Annotated in this window: 16 protein-coding genes; 6 read left to right on the top strand and 10 right to left on the bottom strand. The window is 66.0% G+C overall.

Annotated features, from left to right (window positions below):
- The first annotated feature begins 114 nt into the window (after nt 1–114).
- The 4 genes from S58_RS23025 (at nt 115) to S58_RS23010 (ending at nt 4766) form a co-directional block, all read left to right on the top strand.
- Nucleotides 115–819, top strand: coding sequence for a glutathione binding-like protein (locus tag S58_RS23025; RefSeq protein WP_015667773.1), 705 nt, complete (start codon nt 115–117; stop codon nt 817–819).
- Between the two features lie 232 nt (nt 820–1051).
- Entirely contained in the window at nt 1052–1657 is a 606-nt protein-coding gene (locus S58_RS23020; protein WP_015667772.1) for a 2-hydroxychromene-2-carboxylate isomerase, read from the top strand.
- Nucleotides 1657–2634, top strand: coding sequence for an NADPH:quinone oxidoreductase family protein (locus S58_RS23015; RefSeq protein ID WP_015667771.1), 978 nt, complete (start codon nt 1657–1659; stop codon nt 2632–2634). The genes S58_RS23020 and S58_RS23015 overlap by 1 nt, the downstream gene beginning before the upstream one ends.
- Before the next feature lie 92 nt (nt 2635–2726).
- The gene (locus S58_RS23010) at nt 2727–4766 is read left to right on the top strand and encodes a methyl-accepting chemotaxis protein (protein ID WP_042340160.1); all 2040 of its coding nucleotides are present in this window, start codon (nt 2727–2729) and stop codon (nt 4764–4766) included.
- A gap of 411 nt (nt 4767–5177) precedes the next feature.
- Here S58_RS23010 and S58_RS23005 read toward each other — a convergent pair whose 3' ends face one another.
- The 8 genes from S58_RS23005 to S58_RS22970 form a co-directional block, all read right to left on the bottom strand.
- A complete protein-coding gene (locus tag S58_RS23005; protein ID WP_015667769.1) occupies nt 5178–6068 on the bottom strand; it encodes a crotonase/enoyl-CoA hydratase family protein in 891 nt (296 codons plus the stop codon).
- A gap of 470 nt (nt 6069–6538) precedes the next feature.
- A complete protein-coding gene (locus tag S58_RS23000; protein ID WP_015667768.1) occupies nt 6539–7960 on the bottom strand; it encodes an amidase in 1422 nt (473 codons plus the stop codon).
- A gap of 66 nt (nt 7961–8026) precedes the next feature.
- Complete coding sequence (locus tag S58_RS22995; RefSeq protein WP_015667767.1) at nt 8027–9190, bottom strand: M20 aminoacylase family protein; 1164 nt, start codon at nt 9188–9190, stop codon at nt 8027–8029.
- 31 nt (nt 9191–9221) lie between these two features.
- Nucleotides 9222–10721 carry a M81 family metallopeptidase gene (locus S58_RS22990; protein WP_015667766.1) on the bottom strand — a complete coding sequence of 500 codons (1500 nt, stop codon included), beginning with the start codon at nt 10719–10721 and terminating at the stop codon, nt 9222–9224.
- A 250-nt stretch (nt 10722–10971) separates the two neighbouring features.
- A complete protein-coding gene (locus tag S58_RS22985) occupies nt 10972–12618 on the bottom strand; it encodes an ABC transporter ATP-binding protein (RefSeq protein ID WP_015667765.1) in 1647 nt (548 codons plus the stop codon).
- A gap of 166 nt (nt 12619–12784) precedes the next feature.
- Nucleotides 12785–13672, bottom strand: coding sequence for an ABC transporter permease (locus S58_RS22980; RefSeq protein ID WP_015667764.1), 888 nt, complete (start codon nt 13670–13672; stop codon nt 12785–12787).
- 11 nt (nt 13673–13683) lie between these two features.
- Nucleotides 13684–14625 carry an ABC transporter permease gene (locus S58_RS22975; protein WP_015667763.1) on the bottom strand — a complete coding sequence of 314 codons (942 nt, stop codon included), beginning with the start codon at nt 14623–14625 and terminating at the stop codon, nt 13684–13686.
- A gap of 465 nt (nt 14626–15090) precedes the next feature.
- Nucleotides 15091–16221: a M20/M25/M40 family metallo-hydrolase gene (locus S58_RS22970; RefSeq protein WP_015667762.1), complete on the bottom strand. Its 1131-nt coding sequence runs from the start codon at nt 16219–16221 to the stop codon at nt 15091–15093.
- A 282-nt stretch (nt 16222–16503) separates the two neighbouring features.
- On the opposite strand from S58_RS22970, the gene S58_RS22965 reads away from it, so the two are divergent.
- Nucleotides 16504–18117: an ABC transporter substrate-binding protein gene (locus S58_RS22965; RefSeq protein WP_015667761.1), complete on the top strand. Its 1614-nt coding sequence runs from the start codon at nt 16504–16506 to the stop codon at nt 18115–18117.
- A 99-nt stretch (nt 18118–18216) separates the two neighbouring features.
- Here the strand turns inward: S58_RS22965 and S58_RS38195 are convergent, their stop codons facing one another.
- On the bottom strand, nt 18217–18357 hold the full coding sequence (locus tag S58_RS38195; RefSeq protein ID WP_160167609.1) for a hypothetical protein: 141 nt from the start codon (nt 18355–18357) through the stop codon (nt 18217–18219).
- A gap of 262 nt (nt 18358–18619) precedes the next feature.
- Here S58_RS38195 and S58_RS22960 point away from each other — a divergent pair, with 262 nt between their 5' ends.
- Nucleotides 18620–20233 (top strand): ABC transporter substrate-binding protein, encoded by a 1614-nt coding sequence (locus tag S58_RS22960; RefSeq protein WP_015667760.1) that lies wholly within the window; start codon nt 18620–18622, stop codon nt 20231–20233.
- A 400-nt stretch (nt 20234–20633) separates the two neighbouring features.
- Here S58_RS22960 and S58_RS22950 read toward each other — a convergent pair whose 3' ends face one another.
- A complete protein-coding gene (locus S58_RS22950) occupies nt 20634–22037 on the bottom strand; it encodes a methyl-accepting chemotaxis protein (protein ID WP_015667759.1) in 1404 nt (467 codons plus the stop codon).
- Nucleotides 22038–22117: the final 80 nt, after the last annotated feature.

Raw genomic sequence — 22117 nt, 5'->3', positions numbered from 1 at the left:
AGCGCCTGTCTGCCATGGCTTACCCTTCAGGTACAGAAGAACGAGACCGCCTCGGATGTTCCGCAGCGCGGCATAATGGTCCGGCAGGAATCGGGCAAGGGATCAAGAAAAGGCATGATCGATCTCCATTACGCGCCGACGCCGAACGGCTGGAAGGTCTCGATCATGCTCGAGGAACTCGGGCTGCCCTATACCGTCATTCCCGTCGACATTCGCGCCGGTGACCAGTTCAAGCCGGAGTTCCTGGCGATCAGCCCCAACAACCGGATTCCGGCGATCGTCGATCACGCGCCGGCCGATGGCGGTGCGCCGTTCCCGGTGTTCGAGACCGGCGCCATCCTGATCTATCTCGCCGATAAGACCGGCCGCTTCCTGCCATCGGAGCTGCGCGCGCGCTCGCGCGTCATCCAATGGGTGATGTGGCAGATGGCGGGGCTCGGGCCGATGATGGGCCAGCACGGTCATTTCGCGCTCTATGCTGCCGAGAAGATTCCGTATGCGATCCAGCGCTACCGCGACGAGGTCGCACGGCTGTTCCACGTGCTCGACGTGCAGCTCGGCAAGACCGGCGCCTATGTTGCGGGAGACGACTACACGATCGCCGACATCGCCTGCTTCCCCTGGATGATGACCCACAAGGCGCAGGGCTTCACGCTCGACGACTATCCAAACATCAAGCGCTGGTACGCGGTGCTGCGCGCGCGGCCCAAGCTGCAGGCGGGACTCGCGATCGGCAAATTCGTCAAGGAGCCGTTCAACGACGAGACGCGCCACGTGATGTTCGGCGCGCGGGCGAAGGAGATGAGGGGGAGATCGTGAGCGAGCTCTACGGCTGTGCGAGGGGCGTCGCCGAAAAACCATCTAGACCGTTGTCGCAGCCCCTGGATTGCTTCCTCGCTCCGCTCCTCGCAATGACGGCGGAGAGAGTGGTGCGCGCCAACTCTTTCCGCCGTCATTGCGAGCGCAGCGAAGCAATCCAGGGGCCACAACGTACAAGCTGAATGACTCCGCTACGCTCTCGACGATCTCATAGAGATATTGAGGACACCCGATGATCGAATTCTTCTTCGACTGCTCCAGCCCCTGGACCTATCTCGCCTTCCACAACATCCAGCCGCTCGCACGCGAGTTCGGCGCCGACATCGTCTGGCGGCCAATCCTGGTCGGCGGCATCTTCAACACCGTCAATCCCAGCGTCTACGCGCAGCGTGAGACGCCGGTGCCGGCCAAGGCGGCCTACACGCTGAAAGACCTCGGCGACTGGGCGCGCTCGGCCGGGCTCAAGATCAAGATGCCGCCCACGGTATTTCCGGTGAACAGCGTCAAGGCGATGCGCGGCTGCATCTGGCTGGGGCAGGACATGGTGCCGTTCGCGCGCGCCGTGTTCGAGATCTATTGGGGCGAGGACCAGGACATCTCCAAGGACGACGTGTTGACCGAAGTCTGCCGCAGAGTCGGCATCGATCCGCAGGCGTTCTTCGAGGGCATCGCGCAGCAGGGCATCAAGGATCAGCTGCGCATCAACACCGAGGAGGTCGTCAAGCGCGGCGGCTTCGGTTCGCCGACGATCTTCCTCGATGCGACCGACATGTATTTCGGCAATGATCGCCTGCCACTGATCCGCGAGGCGCTGGCGCGGACGAAGGGGCGCGTCTGATGCCACGCGCGATCGTCTGTCGCGCGCTCGGCCCGCCGGAGACGCTGCGGCTGGAGGCCCTACCGCCGCGCTCACTCGGTGACGGCGAGGTGCGGCTGAAGATCCGCGCCGCCGGCATCAACTTTCCGGACATACTGATGGCGGCCGGCGAATATCAGCTCAAGCCGGAGCTGCCGTTCACGCCGGGGGTGGAAGCGGCCGGCGACGTGATCGAGACCGGCGCCGCTGTGACGGGGCAAGCCATCGGTGACAAGGTGATCGTCCGCATGCGCTTCGGCGCCTATGCCGAGGAGGCGGTGGTTGCGACCAGCCAGCTTACGCCGCTGCCGTCGACTTTCGATTACGCGGAAGGCGCGACCTATCTCGCCGGCCACGGCACCGCCTATCACGCGCTGGTCGATCGCGGCCAGCTCGAGGCCGGCGAGACGCTGCTGGTGCATGGCGCCGGTGGTGGCGTCGGCCTTGCCGCCGTCGAGCTCGGCAAGCTCCTGGGCGCGACCGTGATCGCAGCGGCCTCGTCGGAGGAGAAGCTAGCGGTGGCACAATCGCGTGGCGCCGATCATCTCGTGCTGTATTCGCGCGAGCCGTTTCGTGATGCGGTGAAGCGCATCACGGACGGCCGCGGTGTCGACGTCGTGTTCGATCCGGTCGGCGGCGAGGTGTTCGAGAACAGCGTGCGCTGCATCGCCTGGGGCGCGCGGCTGCTCGTGATCGGCTTCACCGGCGGCATTGGCCTGGCGCGTACCAATCTGATCCTGATGAAGGGCGCGAGTGTGCTCGGCGTCCGCGCCGGCGAGGCCGCGCGCAAGGATCCTGAATCGGGCAAGCGGCGCATGGCCGCGCTGCTCGCGTTCGCCGAGCAAGGCAGACTGCGGCCCAACGTATCGCATCGCGTCCCGTTCGCGGACTACGCGCGCGCGATGCGGCTATTGATCGAGCGCAAGGCGATCGGTCGCGTCGCGCTGATGATGGATTAGTTGGCAGGCGTCTGCCCAAAAATGTGGCGGATGGGACTCTGTATTTTTTTACCACTGGATTCATAGAATGATCGGACAGGTCGAGGCCGATCATGTTGAAGACGTCGAAGATACTTCACCGCATAGCCCTTTCTGCATTGCTGCCCATCCTCACATTGGCTGCGTTGGCGGCTTACGAGATCTCCACGAAATGGGCGGTGCGCGTCGAGATGATGCAGATGCAGCCGGCGGCGGATGCCGTCGGCAGGCTCAGCCGTTTCGTTCATGAGCTGCAGCGCGAGCGCGGCATGTCGTCGGCCTTCCTCAGCAGCAAGGGCACGCAGATGCGGGCCGAACTGGATCAGCAGCGCCAGCTGACCGATGGCGAGCGCGCGCATGCGGTCGCCGCATTGGACGGGCTGCGCCGGAGCGGCGCGCTGGCCGAGGCGGCGCAGGCGAGCGAGCAGGCGTTGGCGCAGCTCGACCGCCGCCGCGGCGACATCGATGCGCAGGCCGTCACGCCGGCGGTGGCGGTTGGCTCGCTCACCGAGATCGTCGGCCGGCTGACCAGCCTGATCAGCGGCATATCGGTGCTGAGCGACGACGACGAGATCTCCAAGGCGATCATCGCCTATGGCAATCTGACCGAAGGCAAGGAGCGCGCCGGCCTGGAGCGCGCGGTCGTGGCGGGAGGCCTCGCCGCCGGCCGCTTCGAGCAGGCCGCCTACGCGCGCGCGATGGGGCTGGCTGCGGCACAGGACAGCTATTTCGGGGCATTTCGCGCCACCGCCTCGGCGAGAGCGCGCGCGGCATTCGATGCGGCGATGACCGGACCGGCGATCGACGGCGTCGTTGCCATGCGCAAGGTGGTGGAGCAGGGTGGCGTCAGCGGTGATTTCAAGGGGCTCACGAGCAAAGCCTGGTTCGATGCGGCCACGCTGCGGATCGACCTGCTGAAGCAGGTCGAAGACGCGCTGGCCGCCGAGCTGTCGGCGCTGATGGCTGGCAAGCAGGCCGCGGCCACGGCCAGCCTCGCCGCCGTCGGCGTGATGCTGCTGCTGGCCTTGGTGCTGAGCCTCGCGATCGTCGTCGCGCTGGCGCGCAGCATCACCCGGCCGATCAACGTGCTGGCCGATACGATGACGCGGCTGGCAAAGGGCGATGTAGGCACGGCGATCGACGCCGTCGACCGGCGGGACGAAGTCGGCCTGATGGCAAGGGCGGTGCAGGTCTTCAAGGAGAACATGATCCATGGCGCCGAGCTCGCCGCCAGGGACGCGGACGCGATGAGCCAGCGCGCCGAGAAGGCGAAGCGGGTCGGCGAGCTGACCGACCGTTTCAGCGGCGACATCGCGGCCGTGATCGACAGCGTGATCGCGGCCTCGACGCAACTCGAATCGACGGCTGCGGTGATGAACCGGACCGCGAGCCGGACCTGCGGCGAAGCGAGCAGCGTCGCGCAGGCGACCGAGGCCGCATCGAGCAACATGCAGACGATGGCGGCGGCGACGGACCAGCTGTCGAGCTCGGTCGCCGGGATCGGCGGCCAGGTGACGCAGTCGGCCGACATTGCGCAGAAGGCGGTCGCGGAGGGACAGCGGACCAACGAGACCGTGCAGGGCCTTTCCAGCATGGCCGAGCGGATCGGCGACGTCGTGCGGCTGATCAGCGACATTGCCGGCCAGACCAACCTTCTCGCGCTCAACGCGACGATCGAGGCCGCGCGGGCGGGCGATGCCGGCCGCGGCTTTGCCGTCGTCGCCGGCGAGGTGAAGCTGCTGGCCGAGCAGACGGCCAAGGCGACCGGCGAGATCCGCGCGCAGATCTCCGGAATGCAGGAGGTGTCGACCGAGGCCGTCCGCGCCATCCGCGGCATCACCACGACCATCGGCGAGCTGAACGAGATCGCGTCGTCGATCGCGAATGCGGTGGAGGAGCAGGGCGCGGCCACGCGCGAGATGGCGCGCAACGTTCAGCACGCGGCCAAGGGGACGGACGAGATCTCGCAGAACATCCAGCAGGTCACGGCCGCCGCAAACGAATCCGGCGTCACCGCCAGCCAGGTGCTCGGGGCGTCGGCCGAGCTGCTGCGCCAGTCCGAGAGCATGCGCCGCCATGTCGACGCCTTCATTCGCGGCATCAAGGCGGCGTGAGCGATCGCAGGCGATGTGATGGGCTGCTCATCGCGCGCAAGGCGTCGCTCCACCCTCGCTGTCGTCCCGGCCTCCGCGCCGGGACCCATACCGCGTGATTTGTCTTTGAGGCAGCCTGGGCATCAACCTTCGTCAAACAGCGTTCGGTAGCTATGAGTTCCGGCGCGGAGGTCGGGACGATGGCGAGGCTGGTAGCCCGCATGAGCGGTGCGACATGCGGGGGTCTCCGACGCCGCATGTTAGATCCCGGATATCGCTTCCGTCTGCGCCCTTCGGGCTCCGGCGGGCGCTCATCCGGGCTACGAAGGCTAGGCGCGCCGCCGTCATTGCGAGCGAAGCGAAGCAATCCAGGGCTGCGAAAAGACTCTGGATTGCTTCGTCGCAAGTGCTCCTCGCAATGACGGGGAGAGACTATCTGTAATCCCGCTCATCCCACCACGGAAAATAATCCGGCATGTCGGCCGTGACCGTATTCTTGAACTGCGCCGGGCGCTTCTCCAGGAACGACACCACGCCTTCCTTGACGTCGTCGGAACGCCCGCGCGCGTAGATGCCGCGGCTGTCGATCTTGTGCGCCTCCATCGGATCGTCCGCGCCCATCATGCGCCACATCATCTGGCGGATCAGCGCGATCGACACCGGCGCGGTCTTCTCTGCGATCTCGCGCGCCAGAGCGCGTGCGGTCGGCAGGAGATCATCTGGCGGCACCAGGCGGCTGACGAGGCGGCCGGCGAGCGCCTCCTGCGCCGGGAACACCCGGCCGGTGTAGCACCATTCCAATGCCTGCGAGATGCCGACGAGACGCGGCAGGAACCAGCTCGAGGCCGCCTCCGGCACGATGCCGCGCTGCGAGAACACGAAGCCGAACCGCGCTGCCTCCGAGGCAATGCGGATGTCCATCGCAAGCTGCATGGTGACGCCGATGCCGACCGCCGGGCCGTTCACCGCGGCGATGACCGGCTTCAGCGACTTGAAGATGCGCAACGTCACCTGGCCGCCGCCATCGCGCACCTGCGGATCGGAGTAGTCGACACGGCCGTCGGCATGACGCTTCACCGGCCCGCGCCTCGCGTCGCGGTCAAAGGTGTCGGCGCCGGAAGAAAGATCAGCGCCGGCGCAGAACGCGCGGCCCGCGCCGGTGACGATGATGGCCCTGACACCATCGTCCTTGTCGGCGCGATCGAAGGCATCGATCAGCTCGCGCTGCATGGTCGGGGTGAAGGCGTTGAGCTTCTCCGGCCGGTTCAGCGTGATGGTGAGGATCTTGTCGGCGACATCGTAAAGGATGGTCTGGTAGGCCATGGGGTTTCCTGATGCGGTCGTTGTTGTTGGTTGTGCGTGCCACAAACTCCGCTGTCATTCCGGGGCACGCCCGCAGGCGTGAGCCCGGAATCCATAACCACGATCGTGAGTATGGACTCCGGGCTCGTGCTTCGCACGCCCCGGAGTGACGGCGAAATTGAGATCGACGATCGGACTACAATAGTTCAGCGCTGGGCCGCGTCAAAGTGCGCATGACATTCCGCGGGGCGGGCAAAAGCGCCGCGCGCAGCATTGTTCTCTCAGCAAGCGATCCAGTAGCGATGTGGCCCACACTCTCTCCCCGTCATTGCGAGCGCAAGCGAAGCAATCCAGAGTCGTGGGCGGGACTCTGGATTGCTTCGCTTCGCTCGCAATGACTCGTGGAGATGTTCGTAGCCCGGATGAGCGCGGCGACATGCGGGTCTCACGCGGTGTGTCGGTGAATCCGGATGTCGCTGCGCTCATCCGGGCTACGCGGTTGGCGCCTTCGGCCACGGCCGCTGTTCGCCGCGCAGGCTCTCGAACGTCTTCGCCATCCCCAGCACACCGACATCGTCGAAGCGGCGGCCGATGATCTGCAGGCCGATCGGGAAGCCGTCGTCGTCAAAGCCGGCATTGACCGAGATCGCCGGGTTCTCCGACATGTTCCACGGCACGGTGTAGGTGATGTGCTCGAACGGCGCTTGGGGATCGTTGACGGGCGAGGCGAACTCGGCCGGAAACTTCACGCCCGGCGAGACCGGCGAGATGATGTAGTCGTAGTCGCAGAACAGCTTTGCGGCCGACGCGCGCAGGGTCATGGTGACGTTGAAGCCCCGGACGACCTCGACGCCCGACAGCGCGGCGCCGCGCTCCGCCCATTGCAAAATGTAGGGCAGGGTCTTGGCGCGCACCTCGGGCGCGAGCCGCGCCAGATCGTCCCACAGCCGCGCGCGCCAGAAATTGTCGAGGCCGTCGAGCATCTCGCGGGTCAGAAAACCTCTCACCTCACTGACGACGGCGCCTGCGTCCTCGAACGCTTTGGCGGCCGCGAGCGTTGTTGCGCGCACCGGCGCCTCCAGCGCCTGGCCGACGCCGCCGAGGTCGAGCATCAGGCCGATGCGCAGCTTGCGGGTAGGCTTCTCCGCGACCTTCCAGTGCAGGTCGGACGGCGGCAGGCTGGTGCCGTCGCGCCTGTCCGGCTTCGACAGCACGCTCATCATCAGCGCGGCGTCGTCGACGATCCGCGTCATGGGACCGGCGACGCGGCCGACATAGGGCGGATCGATCGGCACGCGGCCGAAGCTCGGCTTGAGGCCGACGAGGCCGCACCACGACGCCGGCAGCCGGATCGAGCCGCCGATGTCAGTGCCGACATGCAGCGGGCCATAGCCCGCAGCCGCGGCAGCGCCCGCGCCGGCGCTGGAGCCGCCGGGGTTCATGCGGAGATCCCACGGATTGCGCGTCAGCGGATGGTAGCTCGACAGGCCCGACGACAGCATGCCGTAGTCGGGCATCGTGGTCTTGGCGAAGATGATCGCACCGGCCTCGCGCAGGCGCGCCACCGGCGGCGCGTCGGCTGCCAACGGCGTGCGCGTGACGCTGGCCGCGCCCAGCGGCATCGGCTGGCCCTTGGTGGCGATGTTGTCCTTCACCGTCGCCGGCACGCCGTCCAGCACGCCCGCCGGCTCGTCATTGGCCCAGCGCTCGGTCGACGCCTTGGCCGCGGTTCGCGCGGCGTCGGGGTCGAGCAGATACAGCGCCTTGATAGCAGGCTCCCAGGCCGCGACATGCGCCAGCACATCGTCCATCACCTCGGACGGCGAGAACTGGCGCGCGCGATAGCCGGCGATCAGATCGACGGCGGAGAGATCGTGCAGCGAGGTGACGTCATCCGAGACGGGCTTGTGCATGCTGGTACTCCCACGCCGAACTTCGTATGAGATGGCCGCCCGCTCATTGACGTATGTCAGACGGCATCAGCCCGCCGGCAGGCGCGTCTCGATGATGCGCGCGAACATGCTGGCGCCGATCGGCAGGATCTTGTCGTCGAGCACGTAGCCGGGATTGTGCACCGGCACCGAGCCGTCATGACCGACCCAGAAATAGGCGCCCGGAATCGTCTGCAGCATGTCGGCGAAATCCTCGCTGCCCATCTTCGGCGTCGCGCGCGTCAGCACCTTCGACGGCTCGACCACGGTGCGCGCGACCTGCTCGACCACCTTGGACTGCTCCTCCTGGTTCACCAGCACGCTGAACGTGTCGCGGATGTCGACATCGATCTCGCAATTGAACGCAGCCGCCATGCCGGCGCAGATCGCGCGCATGCGCTCGCGCACCAGCGCGCGCACGGAGTCGGAGAAGGCACGCACGGTGCCGCACAGCCAGGCGTCGCCGGGAATGACGTTGTAGGCCGAGCCGGCATGGATCTGGGTGATCGAGACCACGGCCGCCTGCAGCGGCTCGACATTGCGGCTGACGATGGTCTGGATCGCCTGCGCCACGCTGGTCGCGATCACCACCGCATCCTTGGAGCGCTCGGGCATCGCGCCATGGGCGCCATAGCCGGAGATGCGGATATCGAAGAAGTCGGCGCCGGCCATCGCTGGTCCCGGCAGAATCGCGATCTCGCCATGCTCCAGGTCGGGCGCATTGTGCAGGCCGTAGAGCTCGTCGCAGGGAAATTTCTGGAACAGCCCGTCCTTGATCATCGCCCGCGCGCCGCCGAGGCCTTCTTCCGCCGGCTGGAAGATGAAATGCACGGTGCCGTCGAAGTTGCGGGTCTCGGCGAGATAGCGCGCGGTGCCGAGCAGCATCGTGGTGTGGCCATCATGGCCGCAGCCATGGAACTTGCCGGGGATGGTCGAACGCCAGGGCAGGTTGGTGTTCTCCTCCATCGGCAGCGCATCCATGTCCGCGCGCAGGCCGATCTTCTTGCCGCCGTCGTTCCTGCCCTTGAGCACGCCGATCACGCCGGTGCCGCCGAGGCCGCGATGCACCTCGATGCCCCATTGCGACAGCTTCTCGGCGACGATGCCGGAGGTGCGCGTCTCCTCGAAGCCGATCTCCGGATGGGCGTGCAGGTCGCGCCGGATGGCGGTGAGTTCGTCGGCGTAACCTTGGATGCGGTCGATCGTGGGCATGATGGCTTTCCGTTGGAAGTCGTTGATGGGTCTAAGCTGGGAACGCCGGGCCGTTCGGCTTCAGCCGGATGCCCGGACGCAAGCGTGTCCAGAGCAGGGTGGAGGGATCGGCGGGCATCGCGCCGGGCGCGGCGCAGATCAGGAGCTGTTCAGCGATGGGCTCGAAATCGGCGCGGAAATGCACCGAGCTCTTGTTGACGAGGATCGCCTGCTCGGTCGGCTCGATGCCGACGAAGCGATACATTTCCTGGTCGGCGAGCTGGGCCTTGTGCGAGCAGAGCACGACCCGGACATTGCCGATGCGCAACGCCGCAGAGGGACCCATCTCCATCTTGCGACCACCATAGAACGGACCGGGCGCAATGAAGCGGCCGTCGGAGAGCTTCTCGACGATGAAGCTCTCCTCGAACGGCGCATCGCCTGATATGCCGCTCTTGCCGCCGAGCGACAGGGTGACAGTTGCGCCTTCGCCGGCCGCATGCGCCGCCAGCGCCGATTGCGGATCATAGATCATGCCGATCGCGGCGCGGCTGGCGCGGTTGCGCACCAGCGCGCGCAGCATGCCCATGGTGTCGGAATCGCCGCCGGCGCCGGGATTGTCCTGGGTGTCGGCGATCACGATCGGGCGGCTCGCCGTCTTCGCCAGCGTCATCGCATGGCGGACGCCGTCATCGGGCGTGTAGATGCGGCCATCGAAATCATCCTCATGGCCCATGACGATCGCCGCGATCGCATCCGCCGCGGCGTCCGCATCGGCCTGCGTGCGGCCATAGGCGAACACGCTCGGGCCGCAATGCGTGAAATCAGCCGCCGGAAAGCCCGGCGCGAACGACAGCGTCGGCACGGCCTCGCTCTGCAGCGCGGCGAGCTGTTCGTAGATGCCTTTGGTCGGCTGGTCGTTGGTGCATTGCCAGCTGATCGGGATCAGGAACGGCAGCTGCCGGAACGCTTTTGCAAGCGGGGCCTGCGCGCCCAGCAGCAGCGCGAGGTGCTCGGCCGACGCGCGGCCGGTGTCGGCCATGTCGGTGTGCGGATATTTGCGATAGGCGATCAGCGCGTCGGCCTGCGCGATCATCTCGGGCGTGACGTTGGCGTGCAGGTCGAGGCTCGCGACCAGCGGCACGTCCGGACCGATCGCCTCGCGCACGCGGGCGAGGATCTCGCCTTCGCCGTCGTCGAGATGTTCGGCCACCATCGCGCCGTGCAGGTCGAGATAGACGCCGTCGAGCGGACCGGCCGCCTTGATCCGGTCGACCATCGTGGTCGTGATGCGCTCGAACGCATCCTTGGTGACGTGCGCCGACGGGCTCGCCGCGCAGGCGATGGTTGGAACGATTTCCCAGCCGTTGGCCTCCGCGACTGCGATGAAGCCGGCCTGGCCGGCATTGATGCCGCGCATGGTCGTGAGCACGCTGGCTGCATCAGCGATCGAGGCACGGCCGCCGCCATGCATGAAGGCGTCGTAGTCCGCTTTTGTCGGTGCGAAGGTGTTGGTCTCGTGCAGGAAGCCGCCAATCGCGACGCGCGTCATTACTTCGCCTCAGGCCGTTGAACGTACAGTGACGTTAGACCCGCCTTCGCGGCCCACGCAAGCGATGGAGCGATGCCGTTTTGCATGCCGCTAACGCGTAGCCCGGATGAGCGGCGCCGCAGCCCGAAGGGCGAAGGCGGAGCGACATCCGGGTTCATCGCCGCAGTTCGTGAGATCCCGCATGTCGCTGTCGCCGCCGCGCGTTCCGCGCACCGGCTGTCGCTCATGCGGGCTACGGGAGCGGCCGTTGCTACGCCACTGCCTCAGCTACCGGCCGGAAGTTCGCAAAGTCCCAGTTCCGGCCGGGCGCGGCTTCGAGCAGTGACTTGGTGTAGGCTTCCTTCGGATGGGTCAGGATCTCGCCGGCCGGCCCCTGTTCGACGATGCGGCCCTTCTGCATCACCACGACGTCGTCGCAGATCTGGGCGGCGACGCGCAGGTCATGGGTGATGAACAGGATCGCGATGCCGAGCCGGCGCTGGATCTCGTCGAGCAGCTCCAGCACCTGCGCCTGCACCGACACGTCGAGCGCGGACACCGCTTCGTCGGCCACCAGCACGTCGGGATCGAGCGCGAGCGCGCGGGCGATGGCGATGCGCTGGCGCTGGCCGCCGGAGAACTGGTGCGGGTAGCGCGAGATGGCGTCCGCGGGCAGGCCGACCAGCTCGAGCAGCTCGCGTGCCCGCGCCATCGCCTTGTCGTGCGGCGTGCCGTAGTTGACCGGACCCTCCGAGATGCTTTCGCCGACCGTCAGGCGCGGGTTGAGCGAGCGGTAGGGGTCCTGGAACACGATCTGGATGCGCTTGCGGTGCGGCTGCAGCAGGCGGCGGGTCAGGATCGAGATCTCGTGGCCGGCGAGGCGGACGCCGCCCGAGGTCGGGTCGATCAGACGCACGATGCAGCGTGCCACGGTGGATTTGCCCGAGCCGCTTTCGCCGACGATGCCGAGCGTGCGGCCTTTGCGCAGCGTCAGCGTGACATTCTGGGCGGCGACGACCTCGCGCGCTTTGCCGAGGAACGAGCGCTCGCGATAGACCTTGCCGAGCTCGTTGGTCTCCAGCACCACCGGCTCCTTGGTCTCGGGCCGGGGCGGACGCGGGATCAGGCTCGGCACCGCCGCCAGCAGGTTGCGCGTGTAGTCCATCTCGGGGTCGCGCAGGATCTTGTCGAGCGGCCCGGTTTCGACCAGGCGTCCCTGGCGCATCACCGCGACGCGGTCGGCGATCTCGGCGACCACGCCCATGTCATGGGTGATGAACAGCACCGCCGTGCCGTGGTCGCGCTGCAATTCGCGGATCAGCGACAGGATCTGCTTCTGCGTGGTGACATCGAGCGCCGTCGTCGGCTCGTCCGCAATCAGCAGCTTGGGCTCCAGCACCAGCGCCATCGCGATCATGATGCGCTGGCGCTGGCCGCCGGACAGCCGATGCGGGTAGGAGGCGAAGATGCGCTCGACCTCGGGCAGGTGGACCTGCTCCATCATGTCGAGGATGCGCTTGCGCCGCGCCCGCCCGTCGAGCGAGGTGTGAGCGCGCAGCACCTCGTCGATCTGGCGTCCGACCGGCACCACCGGATTGAGCGCGGTCATCGGCTCCTGGAAGATCATCGCCATCCGCGTGGCGCGCAATTCCCGCAGGCGGCGATCACTGGCGGTCAACAGTTCCTCGCCGACCAGCTTGACGCTGCCGCCGACCGCGTGGAGCGCGTTCTTCGGCAGCAGGCCCATCGTGGTCAGCGACGTCACCGATTTGCCGGAGCCGCTTTCGCCGACGACGCACAGCGTCTCGCCCTTGGCCACCTGGATCGAGATGCCATCGAGGATGCGCGGCCCGTTCGGATTCTTCGTCTTGCCCAAGGCGACGACGAGATTGTCGATGTCGAGAATGGTGTCGGTCATCTGTCTTTTATCGCTGTCGTCAATGCGAGGAAGTGTGAGCGCGTAGCCCGGATGAGCGAAGCGACATCCGGGTTCGCACGCAGTGTCTCGGTGAACCCGGATATCGCTTTCGTCGAAGCCCTTCGGGCTTCGCCGGAGCTCATCCGGGCTACGATTGCAGGGCGTGTCATTTGCCCTCCCGCTGCTTCATGCGGGGGTCGAGCGCGTCGCGGGCGGCGTCGCCGATCAGGTTGATCGAGAGGATGGCGATCGAGAGCAGCAGGCCCGGCCAGAAGATCAGCGACGGCTTGATCTGGAAGTAGGAGCGGCCCTCGGCCATGATGTTGCCCCAGGTCGGCGTTTCCGGGCTGATGCCGGCGCCGAGGAACGACAGGATCGCTTCGGTGAGGATCGCGGACGCACAGACATAGGTGCCCTGCACGATCAGCGGCGCGATCGTGTTCGGCATCAGATGCCGCCACATGATCTTGGGCAGCGACGAGCCGACCGAGATCGCGGCCTCGACATAGGGCTCCTCGCGCGCGGTCAGCACGACCGAGCGGACGAGGCGTGCGACGCGCGGGATTTCGGGAATCGTGATCGCGATCATCACCGTGCCGACGCTGGCGCCCGACAGCGACACCACCGCGATGGCGAGCAGAATGCTCGGGATCGCCATCAGGCCGTCCATGACGCGCATCATCACGGCGTCGACCCATTTGAAGAAGCCCGAGACGAGGCCGATGAACAGCCCGATCGCGATCGAGACGATGGCCGCGCCGACGCCGACGAGCAGCGAGATGCGGCCGCCATAGATCGTGCGCGACAACAGGTCGCGGCCATAGGCATCGGTGCCGAGAATGAACTGCGCGCTCGACGGCTTCAGCCGCTGCGAAGGCGCGAGCAGCAGCGGATCATGCGGCGCGAGCAGCGGCGCCAGCACCGAGACGATCACGATCACCGCGAGGCAGATCGTGGCGACCGCGATGATCGGGGTCGAGGTGAGAAAGCCGAATCGAGGCCCCAGTCGCGTGGTGACCGGAATCGACGGCTCAGGAGTGGTAACGATCGCCATCGGAGCAGGCCTCAATAACGGATGCGTGGATCGAGCAGGGTGTAGGCGAGGTCGATCAGCAGATTGACCGCGAGGTAGATGAACGAGGTCAGCAGGATCATGCCCTGGATCACCGGATAGTCGCGCGCCAGCACCGCGTCCACCGTGAGCCGCCCGATGCCGGGCAGGTTGAACACGCTCTCGGTGACGACGACGCCCGAGATCAAGAGCGCAAAGCCGGTGCCGATCACGGTGATGACGGGAACGGCGGCATTGCGCAGCGCATGACGCAGCAGCACCGCGACCTCGCTGACGCCCTTCGCGCGGGCCGTTCGGACGAAATCCTCGCCGAGCACGTCGAGCATGGCCGCGCGAGTCATGCGCGCGATCAGCGCGACATAGATGAAGGACAGCGTGCAGGTCGGCAGGATGATGCGTTCGAAGAACGGGCCGAAGCCGCCCGAGAGGCTCTTGAAGCCTTGCACGGGGACCCAGCGCAGATTGATCGCGAACATCTGGATCAGGATGTAGCCGATCACGAACACCGGCACCGAGAAGCCGAGCACCGACAGGCCCATCACGAAACGATCGATCCAGGTGTCGTGCTTCCATGCGGCGATGACGCCGAGCGGGACCGCGACCAGGATCGACAGGATGATGGTCGAGATCGCGACCGAGATCGAGGGCTCGACGCGCTGGCCGATCATCTGCAGCACCGGCACCTTCGAGATCAAGGAAACGCCGAGATCGCCGTGAATGAGCTGATTGATCCAGGTGACGAACTGAATGTAGAGCGGCTCGTTCAACCCGAGCGAACTGCGGATGCGTTCGAGCTGTTCGGGAGTTGCATTGTCGCCGGCGAGAATCGCGGCGGGATCGCCGGGCGTCAGCCGCAGCAGCAGGAAGACGAACAGCGCCACCACGCCCATCACGGGGATGGCCGCGAGAATGCGGCGAAGCAGATAACCGATCATCGGGAGAGAACCGCCTTCATGGTGCTGGGACGACGCGCACGGTGTCGCGACTGAGTTTGCATGTCACCGATATCCATTGCTTTCAAGATCTCCGGTGTTCGTTTGCACGCTGATGACGCGGACGTTGCCATCGCTTCGATCCATCGCATTTGCGAACAATCTCGCGGCAACTTTGCAACGAACTTTGCGGAGAAACTTTGCAAGCCGCATGCCATCATGCGCGCGCCATGGGGCGAATGTCCACTTGCCCGATATTGGTCCCGGAAAATGAAACCGTGCTGCTGCGCAGCAGGCGACGTGATGATCCGTAGGGTGGGCAAAGGCGCGAAGATGCTGTCGCCGCTTGCGGGTTCGCGGTTGCGCCGTGCCCACCGTCTCGCCGCTGAATACGCGGATCGACGGTGGGCACGCTGCCGCCTGCGGCGGCTGCTTGCCCACCCTACGGCAGCGGGGCGAGCCGCTTGCTCACGCGAGGCTCGCGAGCAGGCCGGCCATCAGGCGGCCGCGCTCGGCGAGGCTGTCGACCTCGATATATTCGTTCAGCGTGTGCATGTCGGCGCCGCGCACGCCGAGGCCGTCGAGGGTGGGAATGCCGAGCGCGCCGGTGAAGTTGCCGTCCGAGCCGCCGCCGGCCGAGCCGTGGGGCAGCGACAGGCCGAGCTGTTCGGCGATGCCGCGCGCCTTGTCATACAGCGCCATCGTCCGGGCATCCGGCTCCCAGACCGGCCGCGTCACGCCGCGCGTCACCTTGAACGTCACGTCGTCGGTGGTGCCTGACAGCGCCAGCATGCGCTCGACGCCGCGGTCGAGATCGGCCTGCCGCTTGGCCATGCTGAGCGCTTCACCGGTGGCGGTGGTGGCGACGCAGTTGACCCACTGGCCGCCATGCACGATGCCGACCGAGAAGGTGCAATCCTCCGTCGTCATGGCGTCGATGGCGAGGATCTGCCGTGCCATTTCCCGGATCGCGGAACGGCCGGCGCCGAGCCGCGCGCCGGCATGGCTGGGGCGCCCGGTGGCTTCGAGATTGAAGCGTGCGATTGCATAGCGGCCGGTCACCACGCCGTTGTCGGCGCGGCCCGGCTCGGGCACCAGCACGTATGTGTTGCGCTGCGCCTCGGCTTCGATGATGTCGCGGGTCGAGGGCGTGCCGACCTCCTCGTCCGGCGTGAACAGCACGGTGAGCGGCAGCGGCGTCGTCACGGCGGCCTTCATCAGCTGCCGGATCGCCTCCAGCGTGAGATAGTTGCCGCCTTTCATGTCGCAGATTCCGGGCCCGAAGCATTTGTTGCCGTCGCGTCGCCACGGCAGCTTGGCGAGCGTCCCCACGGGGTGAACGGTATCCATGTGTCCGGCGATCAGGATGCCGGGCTCACCCTGTCTCGGGTGCGGGAAGCGGGCGCGCACGCAACCGGCGAAGCCCTGCCGTCCGGAGATGCGCTCGATCGTCGCACCCATGACCGCCATGTCGCGGGCGGCGAGGTCCAGCATGCGCGCGACGGCAGCAGCGTCCCAGGTCGGGCTTTCGCATTCGACCCAGCCGCGCAGGCCCTGCAGCATGGCTTCAGTATCAAAGGGCAGATCGGCTGGGTTCATGCTGTGCTCTCTTCTTGGCTTTGTCGTGATCTCGCGACACGAGCGAGACACGAAACGGAGTCGCGGGGGCCTTGTAAAGCCAAAGCTATGCGGGCGTTAACGGCATTCTGAGCGGCCCGTGGCATGCGCTGAATGCGGATTGACGCGAAACGCGACCTCTGCAACTGTCGAAATCTCACGACTTACAGCGTGTTAGTTCGCACAAGGATTGACCTGCACGCACAACGAATGATCTGGATCTGATCAGTTTCAGGTCAAACCATTCCTCCAGGAGACCTCGTAATGTTCCACATCCCGCGCTGGAAACGCCTGACGCTCGCCACGAGCCTGGCCGTTTCCATGCTTTCGCTTTCGACGGCTTTGACCACGCAGGCCATCGCTGCTGGCAAGAAGACGATCACGGCGGTGATGCATTCGGATCTGCGCGTCATCGACCCCGGCTTCACCACGGCTTACATCACCCGTGACCACGGCTACATGGTCTACGACACGCTGCTGGCGACCGATTCGAGCTTCAAGGTCCAGCCGCAGATGGCCGACTGGAAGGTGTCGGACGACAAGCTGACCTACACGTTCACCCTGCGCGACGGCTTGAAATGGCATGACGGCACTGATGTGACGGCGGAGGATTGCGTCGCCTCGCTGAAGCGCTGGGGCCGCAATGACGGCATGGGCCAGAAGCTGATGGACTTCACGGCGAGCCTGGACGCGGCCGACGCCAAGACCATCGTGCTCAAGTTGAAGGAGCCCTACGGTCTCGTCCTGGAGTCGATCGGCAAGCCGTCCTCGCTGGTGCCGTTCATGATGCCGAAGCGGCTCGCCGAGACGCCGCAGGGCCAGCAGATTCCGGAACAGATCGGCTCGGGTCCGTTCAAATTCGTCAAGGCGGAATTCCAGCCGGGCGTGAAGGCGGTCTACGAGAAGAACACCGACTACGTGCCGCGCAAGGAGCCCGCGAGCTGGACCTCCGGCGGCAAGGTGGTGAAGGTCGACCGCGTCGAGTGGATCACGATGCCGGATGCGCAGACCGCGGTGAATGCGCTGCAGTCGGGCGACATCGACTTCATGGAGAACCTTCCCTACGACATGATGTCCGTGCTGGAGACGAACTCCGATCTCAAGATCGACGTCCTCAACAAGTTCGGCTACCAGACGCTCGGCCGCATGAACTTCCTCAATCCGCCGTTCGACAACGTGAAGGTGCGCCGCGCCGCCTTCCTGGCGCTGAACCAGAAGGACGTGCTCGACGCGTTGGTCGGCAACGAGAAGTATCAGAAGGTCTGCGGCGCGGTGTTCGTGTGCGGCACGCCGCTGGAAACCGATGTCGGCGCGGAGACGCTGATCAAGGGCAACGGCATGGCCGAGGCCAAGAAGGCGCTGGCGGAATCCGGCTATGACGGCACGCCGATCGCGATCATGGCGCCCGGCGATGTTAGCACGCTGAAGGCGCAGCCGGTCGTCGCCGCGCAGCTGTTGCGCTCGGCCGGCTTCAAGGTCGACCTGCAGGCCACCGACTGGCAGACCGTGGTGACGCGGCGCGCCAGCCAGAAGCCTGTCAAGGAAGGCGGCTGGAACATGTTCTTCACCAACTGGGTCGGCGCCGACGTCGCCAATCCCGTGGTCAACGTCTCGATCGGCGGCCGCGGCACCAAGGGCGGCTGGTTCGGCTGGGCCGAGGATGCCGAGATCGAGAAGCTGCGCGACACCTATGCGCGGTCGTCCTCGCTCGACGAGCAGAAGAAGATCGCGACCGAGATCCAGAAGCAGAACTACGAGAAGGTGATCTACGTGCCGCTCGGGCAGTACCTGCTTCCGAGCGGCTGGCGCAAATCGCTGACCGGGGTCCTGGACGGCCCGGCGACGCCGGTCTTCTGGAACATCGACAAGAGCGAGTAGGCGGCGCGCCGCGCTCGTGACGCAAGCCAAGACGCGGCGAAGTGGAAACTTCGCCGCGTTTCTTTTTTTGGTCTTGCAGTCGCCCGCTTGGGCGGCCCTTCAGCAGTGCGGATCGCGCACCGCTTCCAGACCCTCGACCATCAAGGGCGGGTTGATCTGGTCCTGAGGCCGGGTCGTGCCGGTGCGGATCGGTGCGGCCGGGCGTCGGCTGTCATGCGGTTTGGTGACTTCACTGGGCATCATCGGGCTCCTTGCTGCTGCGCATAACAGATCAGAAGCAGCTGAGTTCCAGATGGCGGGACGCGATCGCCGCTTCTGCGTACCGTGCGCCTCGTGATGCTGTGACCACGCGACCATGGCGATTGACCTGCGGTGGAACTGCTGCAAGTCTCGCTGTCGAGACTTGTCTGCTCAGCGTTTGCAGATGCGACGCAGGACGCCTCGCCCGGCCTTGATCGGTGTCAGGGCCCTCCAGATGGAAGCTCACGTCAAGAGAGATCGCATGTCACACACTTCGCGCCGGTCGTCATCCGCGCTCGTTTCATGGTTCGTCGCCTCGGTCATGGCTCTGTCGTCGGCGGCCGTGATGTCGCCGGCCCTGGCCGCCGCGAAGAAGACGATCACGGCGGTGATGCATTCGGATCTGCGCGTGATCGATCCCGTGTTCACGCCGGCCTATATCACGCGCGACCATGGCTACATGGTGTACGACACCTTGCTCGGGACCGACGCCAATTTTCAGGTCCAGCCGCAGATGGCGGAGTGGAAGGTCTCCGACGACAAGCTGACCTACACCTTCACCTTGCGCGACGGCTTGAAATGGCATGACGGCACTGATGTCACCGCCGAGGACTGCGTGGCCTCGCTGCAGCGCTGGAGCCGCAACGACAGCATGGGCCAGAAGCTGATGGATGCGACGGCCTCGCTCGAAGCGACCGACGCCAAGACAATCACGCTGAAGCTGAAGGAGTCCTATGGGCTGGTGCTGGAGTCGATCGGCAAGCCGTCGTCCTACGTGCCGTTCATGATGCCCAAGCGTCTCGCCGAGACGCCGCCGAACCAGCAGATATCAGAGCAGATCGGCTCGGGCCCGTTCAAGTTCGTCAAGGCTGAGTTCCAGCCGGGCGTGAAGGCGGTCTATGAGAAGAACACCGGCTACGTGCCGCGCAAGGAGCCGCCGAGCTGGACCGCCGGCGGCAAGGTCGTCAAGGTCGATCGCGTCGAGTGGATCTCGATGCCGGACGCCCAGACCGCGGTGAACGCGCTGCAGTCGGGCGACATCGACTTCATGGAGTTTCCGCCGCTCGACCTCGAGCCGGTGCTGTCAGCCAGTCCCGACCTGACGATGAACGTGCTGAACAAGTTCGGCTACCAGACGCTCGGCCGGATGAACTTCCTGTTTCCGCCGTTCGACAATGTGAAGATCCGCCGCGCGGCGTTCCTCGCCCTGAACCAGAAGGACGTGCTCGACGCGCTGGTCGGCAATTCCAAATACTACAAGGTCTGCGGCGCCGTGTTCGGTTGCGGCACGCCGCTCGAAACCGAGCTCGGCTCGGAGACGCTGGTCAAGGGCAACGGCATGGAGCAGGCCAAGAAGCTGCTGGCCGAAGCCGGCTATGACGGCACGCCTGTCGTGATCCTCGCGCCGGGCGACGCGATCACCTTGAAGGCGCAGCCGGTGATCGCCGCGCAGCTGCTGCGCGCCGCGGGCTTCAAGGTCGATCTGCAGACGACGGACTGGCAGACCGTGGTGACGCGGCGCGCCAGTCAGAAGTCGCCGAAGGAGGGCGGCTGGAACATGTTCTTCACCAATTCGGTGATCGCCGATTCCGGCAACCCGATCGGCAGCACCTTCGTCGGCGCGCGCGGTCAGAAGAGCCCGTTCGGCTGGCCTGACGATCCGAAGATGGAGGAGCTGCGCGACGCCTTCGCCAAGGCCGGCAAGCCAGAGGACCAGAAGCGCATCGCCGCCGAGATCCAGCAGGAGGTCTATGACCAGGTGATCTACGTGCCGCTCGGGCAGTGGTTCATGCCGAGCGCCTGGCGCAAATCGGTCACCGGCATGCTGGAAGGCCAGGCGGTGCCGGTGTTCTGGAACGTCGACAAGAGCGAGTAGGCGCGAGCCGCGTAGCCCGGATGAGCGAAGCGACATCCGGGATCGCACGTGCTGTGGAGGAGACCCCGGATATCGCTTCGCTCATCCGGGCTACGACTACGACCGCGCGGCTGCTGACGTCCTCCGCCGTTTCCACTTGCTCCGTCATTGCGAGCGCAGCGACGCAATCCAGAATCCCGCCCACGACTCTGGATTGCTTCGCTGCGCTCGTCCTGCTCCGGGTTCCGAACCGCTAAAGTTGTAACTTATAGTTGGCGCTTGAGTGGATCGAATCGTTTCCGGGTCGCGTGCCATCAGCGGGGCGCATGGACCAGATGGCGCGTTTTTCCCGATCGCATGTCGGACACATCCTGGCTGCAACACCCATCGCGCTGGAAACGGTCCGGGCATCGTCGTGCGATCACTCCTTGATCTGGTCGAGAGAAGCCAGGACGTCGGTCGAGGCGACCTCGACCTTGCCGATTTCGCTGAGCGCTTCCTCGATGCGTCCTGAGCTGAACAGACGGGCGGCTTCCTTGCCGTGGCGATGCACGGCCTCGTGCGGCCGTTCGAGGGCGCGGAACGCCGCGTTGCCGGCGAAGCGCTGGCCACCTTCGCCATAATACCATTTGCCGAGCCGGCAATTGTGATGGTCGGTGAGCTCATCCGCCTTGAGCTGCAGCCGCCCGACGGACATGTCGACGAGCCGCTTCTTCCAGATCACGTGGTCGGCCTTGGCAAGCCGGACGACCTGATTGTCGAGCGAGAGCCTGGCGATGTCGCCCAGCATCTTGCCGACCTTCGAATCGGTCCTGCTCATCGTATCGGCGAGCGACATCACCTCGTTCGCGTTGGCGGTCGCGAGATCGGCGATGATGGTGATGCCCTGCGCCACCTCGTCGGTCGCCGCGCTCTGCTCGGCGAGGATGCCGGAGATCTCGTCCATCTTGGAGCTGACCACCGCGGTCCGCGAGCCGGCCTGATCGATCGTCTGCGCCAGATCGTTCATCTCGGTCATGCCGATCTCGACCGCCTTGGCGCCGCCGGCCATGGCCTCGACGATGCCGCCCATCTCGGCCTGCAGCCGTTCGATGCGGCCCTTGATGTCCTCGGTCGCCTTGGTGGTCTGCTGCGACAGGTTTTTCACCTCGGCCGCGACGACGGCAAAGCCCCGGCCGAACTCGCCGGCGCGGGCGGCCTCGATGGTGGCGTTCAGCGCCAGCAGGTTGGTCTGGTTGGCGATCGCATCGATGGTACCGACGATCGAGCCGATCTCCGCGGAGGCCGCGCTGAGATCGGCGATCTTGGCCGAGGTGTCGCGCACCGAGCTGGCGATGCCGTTCATGGTCTGCAGCGTCCGGCGCACGGCGGTCACGCTGTTGTCGACGGCCTGGCGGGTCGCGGCCGCCTCGGCGGCGGCTTCGGTCGATGTCGATCTGATGGTGTGCACCGAGGCCTGCATCTCGACCGACGCCGAAGCGAGGCTCTGGCAGCGCTCGGACTGATTGTTGGAGGCGCCGATCAGGCGGGCCGCGCTGATCGAGGCCTCGTTGCTGTTGATGCAGAGATCGACGATGGAATCGAGATCCTGAGACGCCCGTGCGGTGAGCGCCGTGCCGAGCCGATGGATGGCCTCGATCAGATCAGGCCTGAGCCGGGCGCGCAGTGCCGCGGCGTCGAGGCTGGCGATCTCGCGGTTGAGCTTGCCCTCGGCCCAGTCGCCAAGGCACTGCGCCAGGGCCTCCTGAAATGCGTCGGAGGCAGCAGTGTCGAACGCGGAAGAGGGCTGCGGTTCGTTGGTTTTGCGGCTGCGGAATCCCAGCATTTTTCCTCTCGATGCGATCGCGGCGGCGCGCGCGATGCCGCTGTGTCTCGCCGATTCGTCAGGCGGCAGCCTTCGGTTCC

It is taken from the genome of Bradyrhizobium oligotrophicum S58 (assembly GCF_000344805.1).
In the GTDB taxonomy this organism is placed as follows: Bacteria; Pseudomonadota; Alphaproteobacteria; order Rhizobiales; family Xanthobacteraceae; genus Bradyrhizobium; species Bradyrhizobium oligotrophicum.
The sequence above is the reverse complement of the archived record's forward strand: the minus strand, read 5'-3'. Positions and strand labels throughout refer to the sequence as shown.